We start from the raw sequence: 14,902 nt of genomic DNA, 5'->3' as shown, positions 1-14,902 counted from the left end.
TCGAATAGAGGACCATAGTTCCTTTTCGCAATAACTTTTCGGAAGATTTCCTTAGTTGAAAGGCAAACTAATGTCCAGCTAAGTCGCTTAACTGGTGAAAAGTATGCTGGAGAGTGCCATAAAGGCTGCGATATATGTTGTAATAGGCTTCATATTGCTTATGATTCTCAGCATTAGGTTCAATGCGATCCGTAATGCGAATCCATCTCTCGCATAGCGCGGTGATGTCTTCCTGCAGCACGCCGGAAGCAGCCATAATAGCAGCGCCATAGGCAGGGCCGTCTGTTGAATTGACTGTGACGACAGAAATTCCGAAAATGTCAGCGATCATTTGACGCCAGAAGGGGCTCCTGGCGCCTCCGCCACTCACACGGAGTTCGGATACCTCGATACCCGATTCACGAATGAGCTGAAGGGAGTCGCGCAGGCCGAAGGTGATGCCTTCTAGGACGGCACGAGTCAGATGGGCTTTCTCGTGGCGAAGGTTTAGACCTATGAAGGCGCCGCGTGCCTTAGGATCAGGGTGTGGCGTGCGCTCCCCGGATAGATAAGGCAAGAACAAGAGGCCTTCGCTTCCCAGGGGAGCTGTGGCTGCTTCAGACGTCAGTATTTCGTAGACGTCTGTGTCTTCTTGCTGCGCGCGCTCCTGCTCTTCGTGCGCGAAGTGGTTGCGCCACCACTGGAAGGAGCCGCCTGCGGCCAGCATAACGCCCATGCGGTGCCATTTGCCGGGCACACCGTGACAGAACGAATGAAGCCGGAAAGCTTCATCGACTTGGTAGGTGTCGTCATGGACGAAGACGACACCGGACGTGCCGAGCGCCACCGAGGCAATGCCTTGGCGCACGACGCCGACACCAACGGCGCCGCAGGCTTGGTCGCCGCCGCCGGCAACGATAGGCGTGCCGGCGGCAAGGCCGGTCAGGCTGGCTGCTTCCGGCAGCAGGTGCCCGGCTACGTCGCCGGACTCGAAGAGCGGCGGCAGCCATTCGAGCGGGATCGCAAGCCGCTCAGCGACGGTTTGTGACCAGCTGCGATTGGCCACATCGAGCAGCAGTGTGCCGCTGGCGTCGGCCACATCCATGCCGAATGCCCCTGTCAGGCGCAGCCTGACGTAGTCTTTCGGCAGGAGCAGATGCCGCACGCGGCTGTAGTTCTCCGGCTCATGCTGCCGGAGCCAAATGACCTTGGGCGCCGTGAAGCCGGTCAGCGCCCGATTGCCTGTCAGTCGACCGAGCTCGGCAGCGCCGACGGTCGACTCGATGTAAGCGCACTGTTCCGCCGTGCGCTGGTCGCACCAGAGCAGCGCAGGCCGGATGACCTGCTGCGCTTCATCCAAGAAAACCGACCCATGCATCTGGCCGGAGAAGCCAATCCCCGCGACAGCGTCGCCCGCGGTGTTGGTTTTGGCTAGCAGAGCCCGAATACCTTCGATGGTGGCATTCCACCAATCCTCAGGCTCCTGCTCGGCCCAGCCGGGATGCGGCTGTTGAAGTGGATACTCAACATTATGACTGCCAATCACAAGTCCGTTGTTATCGACAAGTATACATTTGATAGCAGAAGTCCCTAAATCCAAACCCAAAAAATAGGACACGCGAATTCACCCTTTATAAGTTTTTGTATAAAACACTCATTCATCTTTGTTTGTTTAATAAATATACAAAGATATTTAACTAATTATATTCGCACAAATTGAATAAAATCCTTCTTGGAGCTTGAATTATTTGTCGGAATTAATTCCAGATGAGATGCATCTCATGCCACTGGATACCGCCATGTTCAGATTTGGAGGGAGCAATATAATGAAAGCCGTGCTTTTCATAGAAAGGAATTAAGTGCTCTTCACACATCAAGACAATGCCCTTCAGGTGATCACTCTGAGCAATTCGAATGATGTGTTGGAGCAGAGCGGTAGCAACGCCTTGTCTTTGGTGCAAGGGGTGGACGGCAATGGTTAGGATACACCAATAGGAACCATTCGCGGCAGATTGAATACTTTGCTTAATACTTTCATCTGCCAAATCAATGTGATTAAGCTTTATTCCGTTGGTTACGCCAATGATGGTAGGCACGGTTTCAATGTCAGCCATCTCGGCGACAAGGAAATAAGCTCCGAAAGCTTCTTTTCGTAGTAGAAAGGCTTCAAGGCTAGCGGCGGCCTCCTTCGTATAAACGCTTCGTTCTATTTCGTAAGCTTGGTTCAAATCGGAATCAGTCACAACAGGTCGAATTCGCATAATGGGTATCTCCTCATAAATTTTTCCCATGGTAAAAACTATTTCATATGCACATAACTGTTTACCTATAGCATAGAATAACATTATGTAGTATAATTCAACTAGATAAGTTTCCTTAGTACAACATTATTGGTCTCGCGAAAGAAGGAAAAGATATGGAAGCAGCCTATAAGAAACCAGAGCAGGAGCAAAGTGGATGGAAAAGTAAGTCTTCTATGCCGAGCCTGCCAGAAGTTCATCAAAGCATGAACGTGCCTAAGAAAGCAGGATTTTTTCGCAAATTGCTCGCCTTCATCGGTCCCGGCTACCTCGTAGCGGTTGGGTATATGGATCCAGGAAACTGGGCAACCGATTTGGCTGGTGGATCTCAATTTGGATATACCTTGTTGTCTGTTATTTTAATTTCTAATCTAATGGCTATTCTCCTGCAAGCTTTGTCTGGACGCCTTGGTATTGTTACTGGCAGGGATTTAGCGCAAGCGTGCAGGGATCATTATAGTAAGCCTGTCTCCTTTGCCCTTTGGTTGTTATGTGAAATCGCCATTGCGGCTTGCGATTTGGCGGAAGTAATTGGGGCGGCTATCGCATTGAATTTATTGTTTGGCATGCCGCTAATATACGGCGTTATTCTTACTTCGATAGATGTCTTATTGGTTCTTCTGCTGCAGAAAAAAGGTTTTCGCTATATTGAAGCTATGGTTATTAGCTTGATGGCATTGATTACAATCTGTTTCGTCATGGAACTCATCTTCTCAAGACCTGACTTTGCAGCGGTAGCAGCCGGTTTTATTCCTAAAACAGAGATTGTATCGAATCCGGCGATGTTATATATTGCCCTAGGTATTCTGGGGGCAACCGTTATGCCGCATAATTTATACCTCCATTCCTCCATTGTGCAAACTCGTAAAATTGAGCCAACAATTGAGGGCAAACGCGAAGCAATTAAATTTTCAACGATTGATACGACGATAGCCTTAATGCTTGCTTTGTTCGTGAATGCTGCGATACTGATCTTGTCCGCGGCAGCGTTCCATTCAGCGGGTAAAGAAGTGGCCGAAATTCAAGATGCGTATCACCTTCTCGGGCCGATGCTTGGAACAGGCGCAGCGAGTATTCTCTTTGCAGTGGCGCTTTTGGCATCTGGTCAAAACTCTACGCTAACAGGGACATTAGCCGGTCAGATCGTTATGGAAGGTTTTCTGAATATTCGCTTGTCGCCTTGGCTGCGTAGATTGATTACAAGGATGATTGCGATTGTCCCTGCGGTCATTGTTATTGGCATTTATGGGGAAAGCGGTGCGACTGATCTGCTTGTTCTAAGCCAAGTAATTCTTTCCTTGCAGTTATCTTTTGCCGTAATTCCGCTTGTTAAGTTTACTTCGGACCGCAAAAAAATGGGTGTTCTCGTGACCCCCAAATGGATGGTTATCTTAAGTTGGATAGTTGCAGTCGTGATAGCTGGCTTGAATGCTTACTTGTTGTACAGCACTTTTTTTGGTTAATAAAATAGCTGAATTCCCCCTGATTTCATTTTCCCTCTTTTTCTTACGCCTAAACAATGGTAAGATAGAGAGCAGTGTAGAAATGGCATGTGGTCTAGATGCACTTCATTGAAGGGGGAAAAGGCTTTTGCTTAAGAGAACTTTAATAGGATTACTTCGCAGTCATGAAACGACCGGAGATAAAGCCAAAGATCCTTTGCTGAAAACAAGGTACTATAAGCTTCCTAAAGAACAAGTATGGGAAGAAGTTACTGCTGTTTTAAAGAAGACACCAGGTTATAAGCTTCTTCACGAAGTTCAAAATGTTGGTGAAATTCTAGCAGAACGCAAAACAATGACGGGTCGAACGCAAGACGTTACTTTAACACTATTTGGCATTAATCCGGTAAAAACAGCGGTAGATATTTATTCGGCTTCCCGAGGCTCCATGGGGGATCTGGGTTCCAATTATCGCACCATTATAGATATTTATAAACAATTAGATCGCAAGCTAGCTTCATATAAGATTGAAGGATAATAAAAACAGCAGGGAAGCTAGGCCTCCTTGCTGTTTTATTTATGTCTATTATACTAATTTTTTAACAGCTTCAACAGCCGCTTCGTAGTTAGGGTGAGATGTCATTTCGCCAAGATACTCAACGTATTGAACGGTATCGTTAGCATCGATAACGAAGATGGAGCGCATATCCAGTTGAAGTTCTTTGATCAAAACACCGTAAGCTTCGCCGAAGGATTTTGATTTGTAGTCAGACAAAGTTACGACTTTGTCGATTCCAGCAGCACCGCACCAGCGGGATTGTGCGAAAGGAAGATCCACGCTGACTGTAAGAACAGCCACATTGTCGCCAAGGCCAGCTGCTTCTTCATTGAAACGACGAGTTTGTGCATCACAAACGCCTGTATCTAGGGAAGGAACAACGCTGATTAATTTTACTTTGCCGGCATAGTCAGCAAGAGTAACTTGCGTCATCAAATCTTTGTTTACTGTGAAGTTTGGCGCTTTGTCACCAACTTTGATTTCGGGTCCTACCAAAGTAATTGGATTGCTTTTAAAGGTAGCCACACCAGTGCGTTCTTGAGCCATTTGAACAGTTCCTCCTTTATTTTCCATGCAAATTAACAACTTACTTATTATAAGCTTTTTGATCTTAGGTTGTCCAATCGTTGCCGCGAAGCTATAATTTAAATGCGGATAGCAGTTTACAAGCATCATGAGATTGTAAGAAAAGTCGGAGGATTCATCAAGTGGAATTAAGACAATTGCAATACTTTGTGAAAGTGGCTAGAAAACAGCATGTTACCCAAGCGGCAGAAGAGATGCATGTGGCTCAATCTGCGGTAAGCAGGCAAATTCATTTGCTGGAAGAAGAGTTGGGTGTAAATTTATTTGTGCAAAAAGGTCGCAACCTTCATCTGACTTCTGTAGGCCATTTATTTCTGAGTCGAATTGAAGGGATATTAACCGATTTGGAACGTGCCGTTGGTGAAATGCATGAATTCCTCGATCCGGAAGCAGGAGAGATTCGTATTGGCTTTCCCCACAGCTTGGTCATCAACTTGCTTCCTGCTGTTGTGGCTTCCTTCAAGAAAGATCACCCCAACGTGAAATTTAGGCTGCGGCAGGGGACGTATGCCTCGTTAATACGCGACGTAACTCGCGGAGAGATTGATTTGGCGTTCATTTCGCCATTCCCGGAGTCACATGAGCATGTAACAGGAGAAATATTGCTTACTGAAGAACTCTATGCCATTATTCCTTCTAATCATATCCTTGCTGAGTATACGTCGATACGATTAGAACAGTTGAAGCACGAGTCCTTCGTTATGTTCAGTGAAGAATATACCCTTCGCGCAATTGTGATGGAAGCTTGCTTGAAAGCGGGCTTCGTTCCAAAGATTGAATTCGAAGGTGAAGAGACGGATACGATTCGAGGCCTTGTGGCCGCGGGGATGGGGGTGAGTTTGCTGCCGTCGATGGCTTTAATAGAAGGCGGGCAAATGCAGCCGACGAAAATCCGTGTCACGGATCCTCAGGTTACCAGAACGGTAGGGTTGATTTGCCGCAAAGGTGAAAAGCTGCCGTTGGTGGCAGAAGTGTTCAGACGGTTTCTTTACGAATATTTCCAATAGAAAAGCTCTCTTGGTGTGTGCATGGGCACGACACGAGGAGAGCTTTTTTTGTGTTAATCATTATTGTTGCGACCGCTAAATATCATTATATACTTCAGGAGCTCAAGGACGGAGATCAGAGCTGCAGCAACATACGTAAGCGCGGCTGCGTTCAACACCTTGGCTACGCCACGTTCTTCTTCATTAGAGATGAACCCTTCGGCAACCATTAAATCACGGGCTCTGGAGCTGGCGTTGAATTCTACGGGCAAGGTAACCAATTGGAATGCCACGGCAGCTGCGAAGAAAAGGATGCCCACGCCAAGCAGCCAAGGGATCTGTTGGAAGATAAAACCCGCTATGATCAGTATAGGGGCTACTCCCGATGCGAAATTGACGACCGGGAACATATAATGTCTAGCGACGAGCATAGGGTAATGGACTTTGTGCTGGATCGCGTGCCCGACTTCATGACAGGCAACAGAGACGGCCGATATGGAGCTTTCGTAATAAACAGGTTCAGATAACCGGACAACACGGGATAAAGGGTCGTAATGGTCGGTGAGCGTCCCTCGCACCGCTTCAACGGGTACATCATACAATCCATTGGCATCTAGCATGCGTCTGGCAGCTTGGGCGCCTGTCATGCCTGAGTAGACAGGAACGCTAGACCATTTGTTGAATGTGCCTCTGACCCGGAAAGAAGCCCACATCGAAAGCACGAATGCAATAATAATGAGAAAATCCATGGGATGAAAGAACATAATATACGCCTCCGTAATTCGTTATGAGAACGGATTTTTACCTAGAAGAACAATTAATGCTTCAATACAAGCAGCAGTGGGTTGTGTAAGGATACGGTAGAGCTTTTTCATTTGATTGGGCTTCAATTGATTGATAATAGGCCCGAGTTCTTTGGCTTCCTTCATTAACTGTTCAAGATGAAGTTGAATGGATGTCAGTTTATCTCTCACGGTATCATCGGGAGAGACCTTACTCCACTGTTGAAGATTCGTTCTGATTTCCTCTAAGGTATATTTCTCGTTCTTCATGGTTTCAATACGTTTGAGTCGATTCAAAGTTTCATCACTATAAAGACGGTAGTTGGTATCTGATCTTTTCTCGGGCTCAATTAATTTCAACTTGGTGTAGTAATCAATGGTTCGAGAACTGACATCGGCAAGTTTGGCGAGTTCTCCGATTTTATAAAGTTTCTCATTCCCCATACTAAGTTCACCTCTACTCCAATGATATGTACGACTTCCTTCTTATAGTAATGATACCTGATTACAAACCGTACAGTCAAACGTCATACTTGTGAAAGCTGACATGAACATTTAAGTGATTTCCTAACATAATAGGCTTGCTATGAGCGAAAACACGAATTATGCCTGTTCCATGTCAGGTTATTTTTCGCTTTTTTCATTTTTTTAGCGAAAATCCTATTGTCAAACCCAAATAACCTGTATATAATGACATTAAGAGTTTCATTATATGTTACTTAATCTAACATTAAAGGAAGTGGTCGTATGGTTAAGAAGTTGTTGTTAGCTTTCGGCGTTATGGCATTATTGTTCCCTACTCTCGCGTTTGCTGCAGAAGAAGCGACAATACCCCAACTTCAAAGTGCAATCGATGCTGTTTGGGTCATGTTAGCTGCAATTTTGGTTATCTTTATGCAAGCTGGATTTGCTTTATTAGAAGCGGGGTCAACTAGAATGAAAAATGCCGGTCACGTAGCCGGTAAAACAATTTTAACTTTTGGATTATGCGCCATTGCCTTCTGGGCTGTCGGCTTCGGTTTCGCCTTCGGTGACGGCAATGCTTTCTTCGGAACAACAGGCTTCTTCGTAACAGGGCTTGAAGATCAAGCTAGCGCGGCATTCGGTTCCTTGTCTGCCTCTGATGTGCCAATCGGCATCAAATTCTTGTTCCAATTAGCTTTCGCAGGTGTCTCCCTGGCGATTGCGTGGGGTGGATTTGCTGAAAGAGCGAAGCTTCCGGTTTACTTCATCTTCGGTATTCTATTCACAGTCGTGATTTATCCGATCGTAGCTCACTGGGTATGGGGCGGCGGCTGGTTGAGCAAATTGGGTATGCAAGATTTCGCAGGTTCCACGGTTGTTCACTTACAAGGTGCGACCGCAGCGTTAGTAGCAACAATCTTGTTAAAACCACGTATTGGCAAATATAATAAAGATAAAACGCCAAACTTGATTCCCGGTCACAACCAAGTATTGTCTGTTCTAGGTGTTATCATTCTTTGGATCGGTTGGTTCGGTTTCAACCCAGGCAGCACACTCAGTGCTATGGGCGACGGATTCTTCGGTTATATCGCTCTGACAACGAACATGGCTGCTGCGGCAGGCGGTGTTGCGGCCCTGGTTATTTCCTGGATGTACTTTGGTAAAGCGGATATTCCTAGCATGTTGAACGGTGTTCTTGCAGCACTCGTTGCGATTACAGCAGCTTGTGCGTTCGTAGATACATGGGCCGCTATCGTTATTGGTGCAGTTGCAGGTATTGTTACTTTCTTCACAGCACAATGGTTCGAAAGAGCTGGAATCGACGATCCGATCTACGCGTTCTCTGTGCATGGGATTGCTGGTATCTGGGGTACCCTTTCCACTGGTTTGTTCGCTACACCTGAACTTTCTGCCAAAGTTGGCGTCGGCGGTGCAGGCTTGTTCTATGGCGGTGGCGTACACCAATTGGGCATTCAAGCGTTAGGCGTATTCGGTGCGCTGGCTTTCGTTCTTGTTCTTTCCTTCATTATCTTAGGTATTCTTAAAGCAACTGTTGGCCTTCGTGTTACAGAAGAAGAAGAAATTATCGGTCTGGATCTGTCTGAACATGGTTCATATGGTTACCCAGAACAAATGAAAAAAGCAGCTCAAAACGGCGTGTCCGTTTAATAACGACCACATAACTTTCTACTAGAGCAAAGGGGATGCAACATGAATCATCTCTCAATGGAACAGATCCTGGAACGTATCTATCAATCTGAACAATTTGATGAGATGCGAATAACCAGAGATCAGGTGCATGAGATGTTTCGGGAGCATCTCCTTTTCTCTTATTCTCCCGAACTAGGACGCCAAATCAATAAGATCCATGACTGCTTAATTCAAAGAACGATCGAACTTGCGGAACACATATTGGAGGATGAAGGTTTTGGGAAACCTCCTGTTCCTTATGCGTTTATCTTATTTGGCAGCGGGGGCAGAAGGGAACAAACGCTTTGGAGCGACCAAGACAATGGGCTCATTTATGAAGCGAGCGAACATCAAACGGAAGAAGAATTGGATGCCTATTTTAGCAAGCTTGTGGATTGTATTCTTCGTGGTCTGGATATGCTAGGTTATCCGCCTTGTGAGGGGAATGTCATCTCGAGTAATAAACAGTGGCGAAAGCCTTATAGCGCCTATATGGAGATGCTGCTGGACTGGTTTAAGGAACCTGAATGGGAAAATGTTCGCTATTTGCTTATTTTGGCGGATATGCGCTGCATTTATGGATCACAAGATTTGGTTGATAAACTCAAGAATGGTTTTCTTGCGTATGTGGAAGAGCACCCTGCGATATTAAATGACCTCTTATCCAATACGCTTCATCACAAAATCTCGCTAGGTTTGTTCGGACATCTCATCACAGAACGTTATGGCGAAGATGCAGGCGGTTTCGATATCAAGTATGGCGCTTATATCCCCATTGTGAATGGGGTTCGCTTGTTGGCTATTCAGGCTGGGATCCAAAGTTCATCAACGGTGGACCGGATTAGGGAACTGAAGGAGCAGGGGCATATTCCTGAGACATTGGCTGATGAATGGCAGGAAGCGTTCGCTATCGCGCTTAAATTGAGAGATTTGACGCGCTATCAAGTTGAAAATGAGATGTATACGACCCGCGGCAAGTTGGGGGCCGAACAACTAACCAAAGAAATTAAGCAGCAGTTGAAAGATTGTTTGCGTACAGGTATTGAATTGCAAAAGTATGTCAAAAAGTCGATCGTTTCACACAAAGACAGAGAAAAAGGTTAGATCTATCGGGTTTTGGGGTTCAATGTGTTGGGAGGGAGAGTTCGGTATGAAAGATATGCGTCCAGCTGGCCGAATGTGGCATTTGTATAAAATGGGTGGGCTTACACCGGCCCTTACGTCGATGTTTGATGTGCAAAGTGCGCAGCAGATGGCTTTTATACGTTCGATGCTGAAGGAGCAGCGGAAGGATTCCTTATTCGAGATACCGCTGCATTCAATGGAAATCGTCGTTTTTGATTTGGAAACGACAGGATTTTCGCCTTACAACGGTGATGAGATTATTTCATTCGGTGGCGTGTCAGTCATTGGCGGCGAAGTGCAGCGAGACAGCGCGTTCTACAGTATGGTGAATCCTAAGCGCAAGATACCCGAAGAGATCGTCAAGTTAACTGGGATTACGAATGAAATGGCGGCTGAAGCTCCCGACTTAATCGTCGTTTTGAGCGACTTCTTGGAGTTTGTCCAACAAAGAATATTGGTTGCTCATGCAACTGGCCACGATAAAAATTTCTTGAATTCCGCGCTCTGGCGAACTTCCAAAGTGAGTTTATCGCACCGAGTTCTTGATACGATGATGATCGCCAAATGGCTCATGCCAAAAAGAAAGAACTTGAGTTTGGATTCTCTGCTTCATGCCTATGAAATCCCAGTGACTACGCGTCACCATGCACTTGAGGATTCTTTGATGACAGCTGAGTTGTGGTCCAGGTTCATGGAGGAAATCAAATCGAGAAATGTAGATACATTGGGTGATTTATATGCGTTGTTAAGCCATCACTAACCAATGACAAACGAAAGTTTGTGATAGGTAGAAGGAGTGGCTTTTTTTGTTTCGTAAATTTGCAATTCCGGAAAATGAGGCTTTTGCAGCGACAGGATCCAATGGGTTGGGATGTCGTGCCAGAGGGTTTGAAGATCCCTTTGAGAAGGAAGGGGCGGAGCGGTTGGGTGGGAATGGAAGATACCGACAATTGGCTGCTGTTTATCGGTTAGATAAGGAATCATTTCAGCAGGATGCATCTCAAAATGAGTTAGAGGGTGCGAAGAGATATTTCGCATTGGAACGAATGAGATGGCGTGAATGTTCGCCCCTCTGGAAGGCATTGGAGAGCCAAGAATGAAGCCGCATGCTTCTTCGGGCTGCTGCCTAAGGGAGTGCTTAATGATACCATGATAGAGTTTGTCAGGGATGTGAACAATCATGTTCTAACTGCACCTCGCCATCTTGAATCGTGATCGGATGAAAGTAAGTATATCACGATTTCTCAGGCATATCCCCACTTGGCTTAATGCAAAAAAAGACGAGTATAAGCATCAAGAGGGCCATGCAGGAGACGGTGGTAAAAATTGTTTTGTGGGAGATGGACATCAGCCATCCGAACAAAGGCGGGCCGAAAGCAACGCCAATGAAACGGAGGCTATTGTATAAGGAAGTGATCATCCCGCGTTGATTGCGTTCCACGGAGCCGGTAATGAGTGTATTCAAACACGGCAGCAGAAGGCCTGTACCAATGCCGCTGAGTGTTAGCAATCCAATGAAGACATAGAGATTTGAGTTTAAGAAAATGGCTAAAGCTAACGCCGCGGTCATGAGGATGAGTCCGATATTCATCAACCAACGCATGAGTGTTCCGTTTTGTTTGATTTTGGCCCCGGTGGTATAAGAGGTAATGACCATGCCGAGAAGCGGGATTGCGAGAATAAGTCCTTTGCGAACGCCTTCAATATGGTAAGGTGCTTCCTCTAAGATTTGCGAGAGATAAAAGAGCACACCAAACAGAATAAAAAGGGTGATGGAACCCGCGAAAAACGCAGGGATGAGCCAACGCCCTTTTTGCTGCAGGATATCCCGGATCTGCCCTAAATAAACACGAAGCGGATCGGCTTTCTGCTCTCTTGGGGGTTCTTTAATTAGGAAGATGACAGCGAGCAAGGCCAGCACGCAAAATATTGGGAATGCGAAAAAAGGTGCATACCAAGTGATCAAGGCGAGCAAGGAGCCGATAATGGGGCTTACGACTTTGCCTGTTCCGTTGGATGCTTCGATAAGCCCCAATGCTTTGCTGGCTTGTCCTCCCTTATATAGGTCGCCAACTAAAGCCATTGCGATAGGGGCTGTACCAGCCGCTCCTAAGCCTTGGATCGCTCTGGCAGTAATAAGGATAGGGTACGAATTCCAAACCGCAGCAAACCCTGCTAGAACGCCTGCGGCGCCATAAACAATGAGCGAAGGGATGATGACGGCTTTGCGTGTGAAGCGGTCGGATAAATACCCTGAGACGGGGATAATAAGTCCGGCAGCAATGGAAAATAAGGTGATGACGAGTGAACTCTGGAAGCGTGTGATCCCCATCTTCTCCTGCATGTCAGGTAAGATAGGGACGAGCATGGAATTGCCTAAGACAAGGACGAGTGGAATCGTGGCGATCGCGATGTAGGCCCAGATTGAACCCTTGATTGCTTCTTTATTCTTATCCATGAGGTATCCTTTCCGTGCTTGAGGTAGGTTTACTTTTCCCAGTTTTGGAGAAAGCATACTTTGTTCACAAGCTCGATGTTGGAATTTCTGTGGAATTGGGGATAATATAGATATCGTGGAGGTGAGCAAGCTTTTGAAAAAAAATGGTATCGTTATTGCGCTGGTTCTTCTATTGGCAGGCATTGCGATTTATCAAAATGTGCAGCGTGAAAATAAACAAACACTGATGCCGACTGAACAAGCGCCGCAGGTGAATTTCCTGGCGCCTTCGTTTACTTTGCAGGGACTCGACGGCAAGGAGTACACAATTGGCGGGGAAAGAGAGAAACCGTTATTGGTCAATTTCTGGGCCTCTTGGTGTGGACCTTGTGAAGAAGAGGCACCGGATTTGGTGGATGTATATAACAAATATCAAGGGCAATTCGATCTCTACGCCGTGAATGTGACGCCTGGGGATAAAATGGAGAATATCAAGAAATTCGTTGAAACTTATCAATTTCCGTTTCCCGTTTTATTGGATAAGAAAGGGACCAACGCTGAGAATTACCGTGTTGTAGCAATACCAACCAGCTTCCTGATTGATAAGAACGGGGTCGTTCGCGAGGTGATTCATGTCCTATCCGCCAAGGATTTGGATAAGAAAATAGCCGGCCTGATCAAAGGATGATAAAAAAGCTGCAAGTCGGCCCTAGTGGCTCGATCTTGCAGCTTTTTGGTTGGCAAACTTAGTGGTTCACTAAGCCGAGTTGCTCATTTTTTTCTTTGATCGTTGGCTCAATGCGCTGTCTGCTGATCAAGGCATAGCGCAAGCTGTCAACCAGTGCATACCAACTGGCTTCAATAATATTGCTGGACACACCTAGTGTGTTCCAGGATGTTTTGAAATCCGTCGATTCCATCAAGACGCGAACTTTACCGGCTGTTGCGTCTTTCTCGTCGAGGACGCGCACTTTGTAGTCGGACAGATGGACATTTTTGATGTCCGGATAGTACTGAATCAACGCTTTGCGCAAAGCGTTATCAAGCGCGTTGACCGGGCCATTGCCTTCGGCGGCCGTATAGATGGTCTCGCCATGCACTTTCACTTTCACGATGGCTTCGGAAACAACCGAGTGATGGGCAGATTTTTCGACGAGCATTTTGAAGGATTCAAGCGTGAATATCTCTTCAAGTCCTTCAAACGCTTCACGCAGCAGCAATTCTAAAGTGGCATCTGCGCCTTCGAATTGGTAGCCCTGGTGTTCGAGGTCTTTGATCCGCTCAATGACATCTTTGGTTTTCTGTGGATCCTTGTTGAAATCCAAATTGAGTTCTTGCGCTTTGACCAATACATTGCTCTGACCTGCAAGCTCCGACACCAATACACGCTGTTTGTTGCCGACCAATTCAGGCTTGGTGTGCTCATAAGTGCTGGCATCTTTCAGGATCGCTGATACATGGATACCGCCTTTGTGAGCAAATGCGGCATTGCCGACATAGGGTTGATTAACTGGCATATGCATATTAGCGATTTCGCTGATATATCTGGATACCGATGTCAACGACTTCAACTGATCTTCCGAGATGACGTGATAGCCAAGTTTCAATTGAAGGTTAGGGATGATGGAGCTAAGGTTGGCGTTGCCGCAGCGCTCGCCATAGCCATTAATCGTACCTTGAACTTGTCCTGCGCCGGCTTGCACAGCGGCAAGACTATTAGCAACTCCCAATTCGCAATCGTTATGGGCGTGTATGCCTACAGGTGTGGAGATGTGCTGTTTCACTGTTGTCACAATGGTTGTGACTTCCCCTGGCAAGGAACCGCCATTAGTATCACATAGGACAATCCAATCCGCCCCGGCGTCCTGGGCTTTTTTGATCGTTTGCAGAGCGTAATCGGCATTGTTCTTGTATCCGTCGAAGAAATGCTCGGCATCATAGATGACTTCAAGACCCTTGCTTTTCAGATACTGCACGGAATCAAAGATCATAGCCAGATTCTCTTCGAGAGTCGTTTGGATCGCAGTCGTGACATGGAAATCCCAGGACTTACCGAAGATTGTCGCCACTTGTGCGCCGGATTCAACAAGTCTGTTCAAATTGATGTCATCAGCAGCTATGGAATCCTTGCGCCGCGTGCTGCCAAAGGCTGTAATTTTGGCATTCGTAAACTTCATGTCTCGAGCTCGCTCAAAGAATTCGATATCTTTGCTGTTGCTGCCCGGCCATCCGCCTTCAATATAATGAACCCCAAGCTCGTCGAGCTTGCGGGCGATTTTGATTTTGTCCTCGACAGATAGGCTAATGCCTTCTCCTTGCGTTCCGTCTCGTAGTGTGGTGTCGAAGATTTTGACTGATGTTGGCATGGGTTCCTCCTTCAAAAGCTAGCAAAGTGACTTCGTTGTTAGATGTGCTGGTGTCTAAGCTTGCTTTAAAGCGCTAATGTATAATTTACGATTATACCATAAGATTATGGGTAAGGACATCATAACGCAAAAATACGTTTGCTTGAAACAATATTTTTTTGTATGCTGAAAATGGCTCTGGTCTAAC

The 14,902-nt window shown here is 46.3% G+C and carries 15 protein-coding genes; 7 read left to right on the top strand and 8 right to left on the bottom strand.

The window, feature by feature from the left end; translation table 11 throughout:
* Positions 1 to 67: 67 nt before the first annotated feature.
* Positions 68 to 1,597, bottom strand: coding sequence for a xylulokinase (gene xylB / locus LOZ80_RS20555; protein WP_238166465.1), 1,530 nt, complete (start codon positions 1,595 to 1,597; stop codon positions 68 to 70).
* Between the two features lie 139 nt (positions 1,598 to 1,736).
* Positions 1,737 to 2,240 (bottom strand): GNAT family N-acetyltransferase, encoded by a 504-nt coding sequence (locus tag LOZ80_RS20550; RefSeq protein ID WP_238166464.1) that lies wholly within the window; start codon positions 2,238 to 2,240, stop codon positions 1,737 to 1,739.
* Between the two features lie 155 nt (positions 2,241 to 2,395).
* Here LOZ80_RS20550 and LOZ80_RS20545 point away from each other — a divergent pair, with 155 nt between their 5' ends.
* Complete coding sequence (locus LOZ80_RS20545) at positions 2,396 to 3,742, top strand: Nramp family divalent metal transporter (protein ID WP_238166463.1); 1,347 nt, start codon at positions 2,396 to 2,398, stop codon at positions 3,740 to 3,742.
* Positions 3,743 to 3,869: 127 nt separating this feature from the next.
* Positions 3,870 to 4,259: a DUF1499 domain-containing protein gene (locus LOZ80_RS20540; protein ID WP_189009069.1), complete on the top strand. Its 390-nt coding sequence runs from the start codon at positions 3,870 to 3,872 to the stop codon at positions 4,257 to 4,259.
* 48 nt (positions 4,260 to 4,307) lie between these two features.
* Here the strand turns inward: LOZ80_RS20540 and tpx are convergent, their stop codons facing one another.
* Positions 4,308 to 4,826 carry a thiol peroxidase gene (gene tpx, locus LOZ80_RS20535; RefSeq protein WP_238166462.1) on the bottom strand — a complete coding sequence of 173 codons (519 nt, stop codon included), beginning with the start codon at positions 4,824 to 4,826 and terminating at the stop codon, positions 4,308 to 4,310.
* 161 nt (positions 4,827 to 4,987) lie between these two features.
* Here tpx and LOZ80_RS20530 point away from each other — a divergent pair, with 161 nt between their 5' ends.
* Entirely contained in the window at positions 4,988 to 5,872 is an 885-nt protein-coding gene (locus LOZ80_RS20530) for a glutamate biosynthesis transcriptional regulator GltC (protein WP_238166461.1), read from the top strand.
* Between the two features lie 53 nt (positions 5,873 to 5,925).
* Here LOZ80_RS20530 and LOZ80_RS20525 read toward each other — a convergent pair whose 3' ends face one another.
* Both LOZ80_RS20525 and LOZ80_RS20520 read right to left on the bottom strand, forming a co-directional pair.
* Positions 5,926 to 6,615 carry a zinc metallopeptidase gene (locus tag LOZ80_RS20525; protein WP_238166460.1) on the bottom strand — a complete coding sequence of 230 codons (690 nt, stop codon included), beginning with the start codon at positions 6,613 to 6,615 and terminating at the stop codon, positions 5,926 to 5,928.
* Between the two features lie 21 nt (positions 6,616 to 6,636).
* On the bottom strand, positions 6,637 to 7,077 hold the full coding sequence (locus tag LOZ80_RS20520) for a MerR family transcriptional regulator (protein ID WP_189009058.1): 441 nt from the start codon (positions 7,075 to 7,077) through the stop codon (positions 6,637 to 6,639).
* 303 nt (positions 7,078 to 7,380) lie between these two features.
* On the opposite strand from LOZ80_RS20520, the gene LOZ80_RS20515 reads away from it, so the two are divergent.
* Genes LOZ80_RS20515 through LOZ80_RS20505 form a run of 3 tightly spaced genes read left to right on the top strand, consistent with a single transcriptional unit; the run spans position 7,381 to position 10,672 of the window.
* Positions 7,381 to 8,766, top strand: coding sequence for an ammonium transporter (locus LOZ80_RS20515; protein ID WP_238166459.1), 1,386 nt, complete (start codon positions 7,381 to 7,383; stop codon positions 8,764 to 8,766).
* Between the two features lie 42 nt (positions 8,767 to 8,808).
* The gene (locus LOZ80_RS20510; protein WP_238166458.1) at positions 8,809 to 9,891 is read left to right on the top strand and encodes a DUF294 nucleotidyltransferase-like domain-containing protein; all 1,083 of its coding nucleotides are present in this window, start codon (positions 8,809 to 8,811) and stop codon (positions 9,889 to 9,891) included.
* A gap of 46 nt (positions 9,892 to 9,937) precedes the next feature.
* Positions 9,938 to 10,672: an exonuclease domain-containing protein gene (locus LOZ80_RS20505; protein WP_238166457.1), complete on the top strand. Its 735-nt coding sequence runs from the start codon at positions 9,938 to 9,940 to the stop codon at positions 10,670 to 10,672.
* On the opposite strand, the gene LOZ80_RS20500 is transcribed toward LOZ80_RS20505, so the two are convergent.
* Together LOZ80_RS20500 and LOZ80_RS20495 are read right to left on the bottom strand one after the other, a co-directional pair.
* Positions 10,669 to 11,094: a M67 family metallopeptidase gene (locus LOZ80_RS20500; RefSeq protein WP_238166456.1), complete on the bottom strand. Its 426-nt coding sequence runs from the start codon at positions 11,092 to 11,094 to the stop codon at positions 10,669 to 10,671. The two genes, LOZ80_RS20505 and LOZ80_RS20500, sit on opposite strands and share 4 nt — an antisense overlap.
* A gap of 52 nt (positions 11,095 to 11,146) precedes the next feature.
* Complete coding sequence (locus LOZ80_RS20495; protein WP_238166455.1) at positions 11,147 to 12,370, bottom strand: MFS transporter; 1,224 nt, start codon at positions 12,368 to 12,370, stop codon at positions 11,147 to 11,149.
* 133 nt (positions 12,371 to 12,503) lie between these two features.
* Here LOZ80_RS20495 and LOZ80_RS20490 point away from each other — a divergent pair, with 133 nt between their 5' ends.
* A complete protein-coding gene (locus LOZ80_RS20490; protein ID WP_238166454.1) occupies positions 12,504 to 13,037 on the top strand; it encodes a TlpA family protein disulfide reductase in 534 nt (177 codons plus the stop codon).
* A 58-nt stretch (positions 13,038 to 13,095) separates the two neighbouring features.
* Here the strand turns inward: LOZ80_RS20490 and cimA are convergent, their stop codons facing one another.
* Positions 13,096 to 14,715, bottom strand: a complete 1,620-nt coding sequence (cimA, locus tag LOZ80_RS20485) for a citramalate synthase (protein WP_238166453.1) — start codon at positions 14,713 to 14,715, stop codon at positions 13,096 to 13,098.
* Between the last annotated feature and the right edge of the window lie 187 nt (positions 14,716 to 14,902).

The sequence above is a fragment of the Paenibacillus sp. HWE-109 genome (assembly GCF_022163125.1).
GTDB lineage: Bacteria > Bacillota > Bacilli > Paenibacillales > NBRC-103111 > Paenibacillus_E.
The sequence above is the reverse complement of the archived record's forward strand: the minus strand, read 5'-3'. Positions and strand labels throughout refer to the sequence as shown.

Coding starts and splice junctions, on each gene's coding strand:
- LOZ80_RS20545 (WP_238166463.1), top strand. CDS start 2,396: ATGGAAGCAGCCTATAAGAAACCAGAGCAGGAGCAAAGTGGATGGAAA.
- LOZ80_RS20510 (WP_238166458.1), top strand. CDS start 8,809: ATGAATCATCTCTCAATGGAACAGATCCTGGAACGTATCTATCAATCT.
- LOZ80_RS20495 (WP_238166455.1), bottom strand. CDS start 12,370: ATGGATAAGAATAAAGAAGCAATCAAGGGTTCAATCTGGGCCTACATC.
- LOZ80_RS20550 (WP_238166464.1), bottom strand. CDS start 2,240: ATGCGAATTCGACCTGTTGTGACTGATTCCGATTTGAACCAAGCTTAC.
- LOZ80_RS20525 (WP_238166460.1), bottom strand. CDS start 6,615: ATGTTCTTTCATCCCATGGATTTTCTCATTATTATTGCATTCGTGCTT.
- LOZ80_RS20515 (WP_238166459.1), top strand. CDS start 7,381: ATGGTTAAGAAGTTGTTGTTAGCTTTCGGCGTTATGGCATTATTGTTC.
- cimA (WP_238166453.1), bottom strand. CDS start 14,715: ATGCCAACATCAGTCAAAATCTTCGACACCACACTACGAGACGGAACG.
- LOZ80_RS20505 (WP_238166457.1), top strand. CDS start 9,938: ATGAAAGATATGCGTCCAGCTGGCCGAATGTGGCATTTGTATAAAATG.
- LOZ80_RS20500 (WP_238166456.1), bottom strand. CDS start 11,094: ATGATTGTTCACATCCCTGACAAACTCTATCATGGTATCATTAAGCAC.
- tpx (WP_238166462.1), bottom strand. CDS start 4,826: ATGGCTCAAGAACGCACTGGTGTGGCTACCTTTAAAAGCAATCCAATT.
- LOZ80_RS20520 (WP_189009058.1), bottom strand. CDS start 7,077: ATGGGGAATGAGAAACTTTATAAAATCGGAGAACTCGCCAAACTTGCC.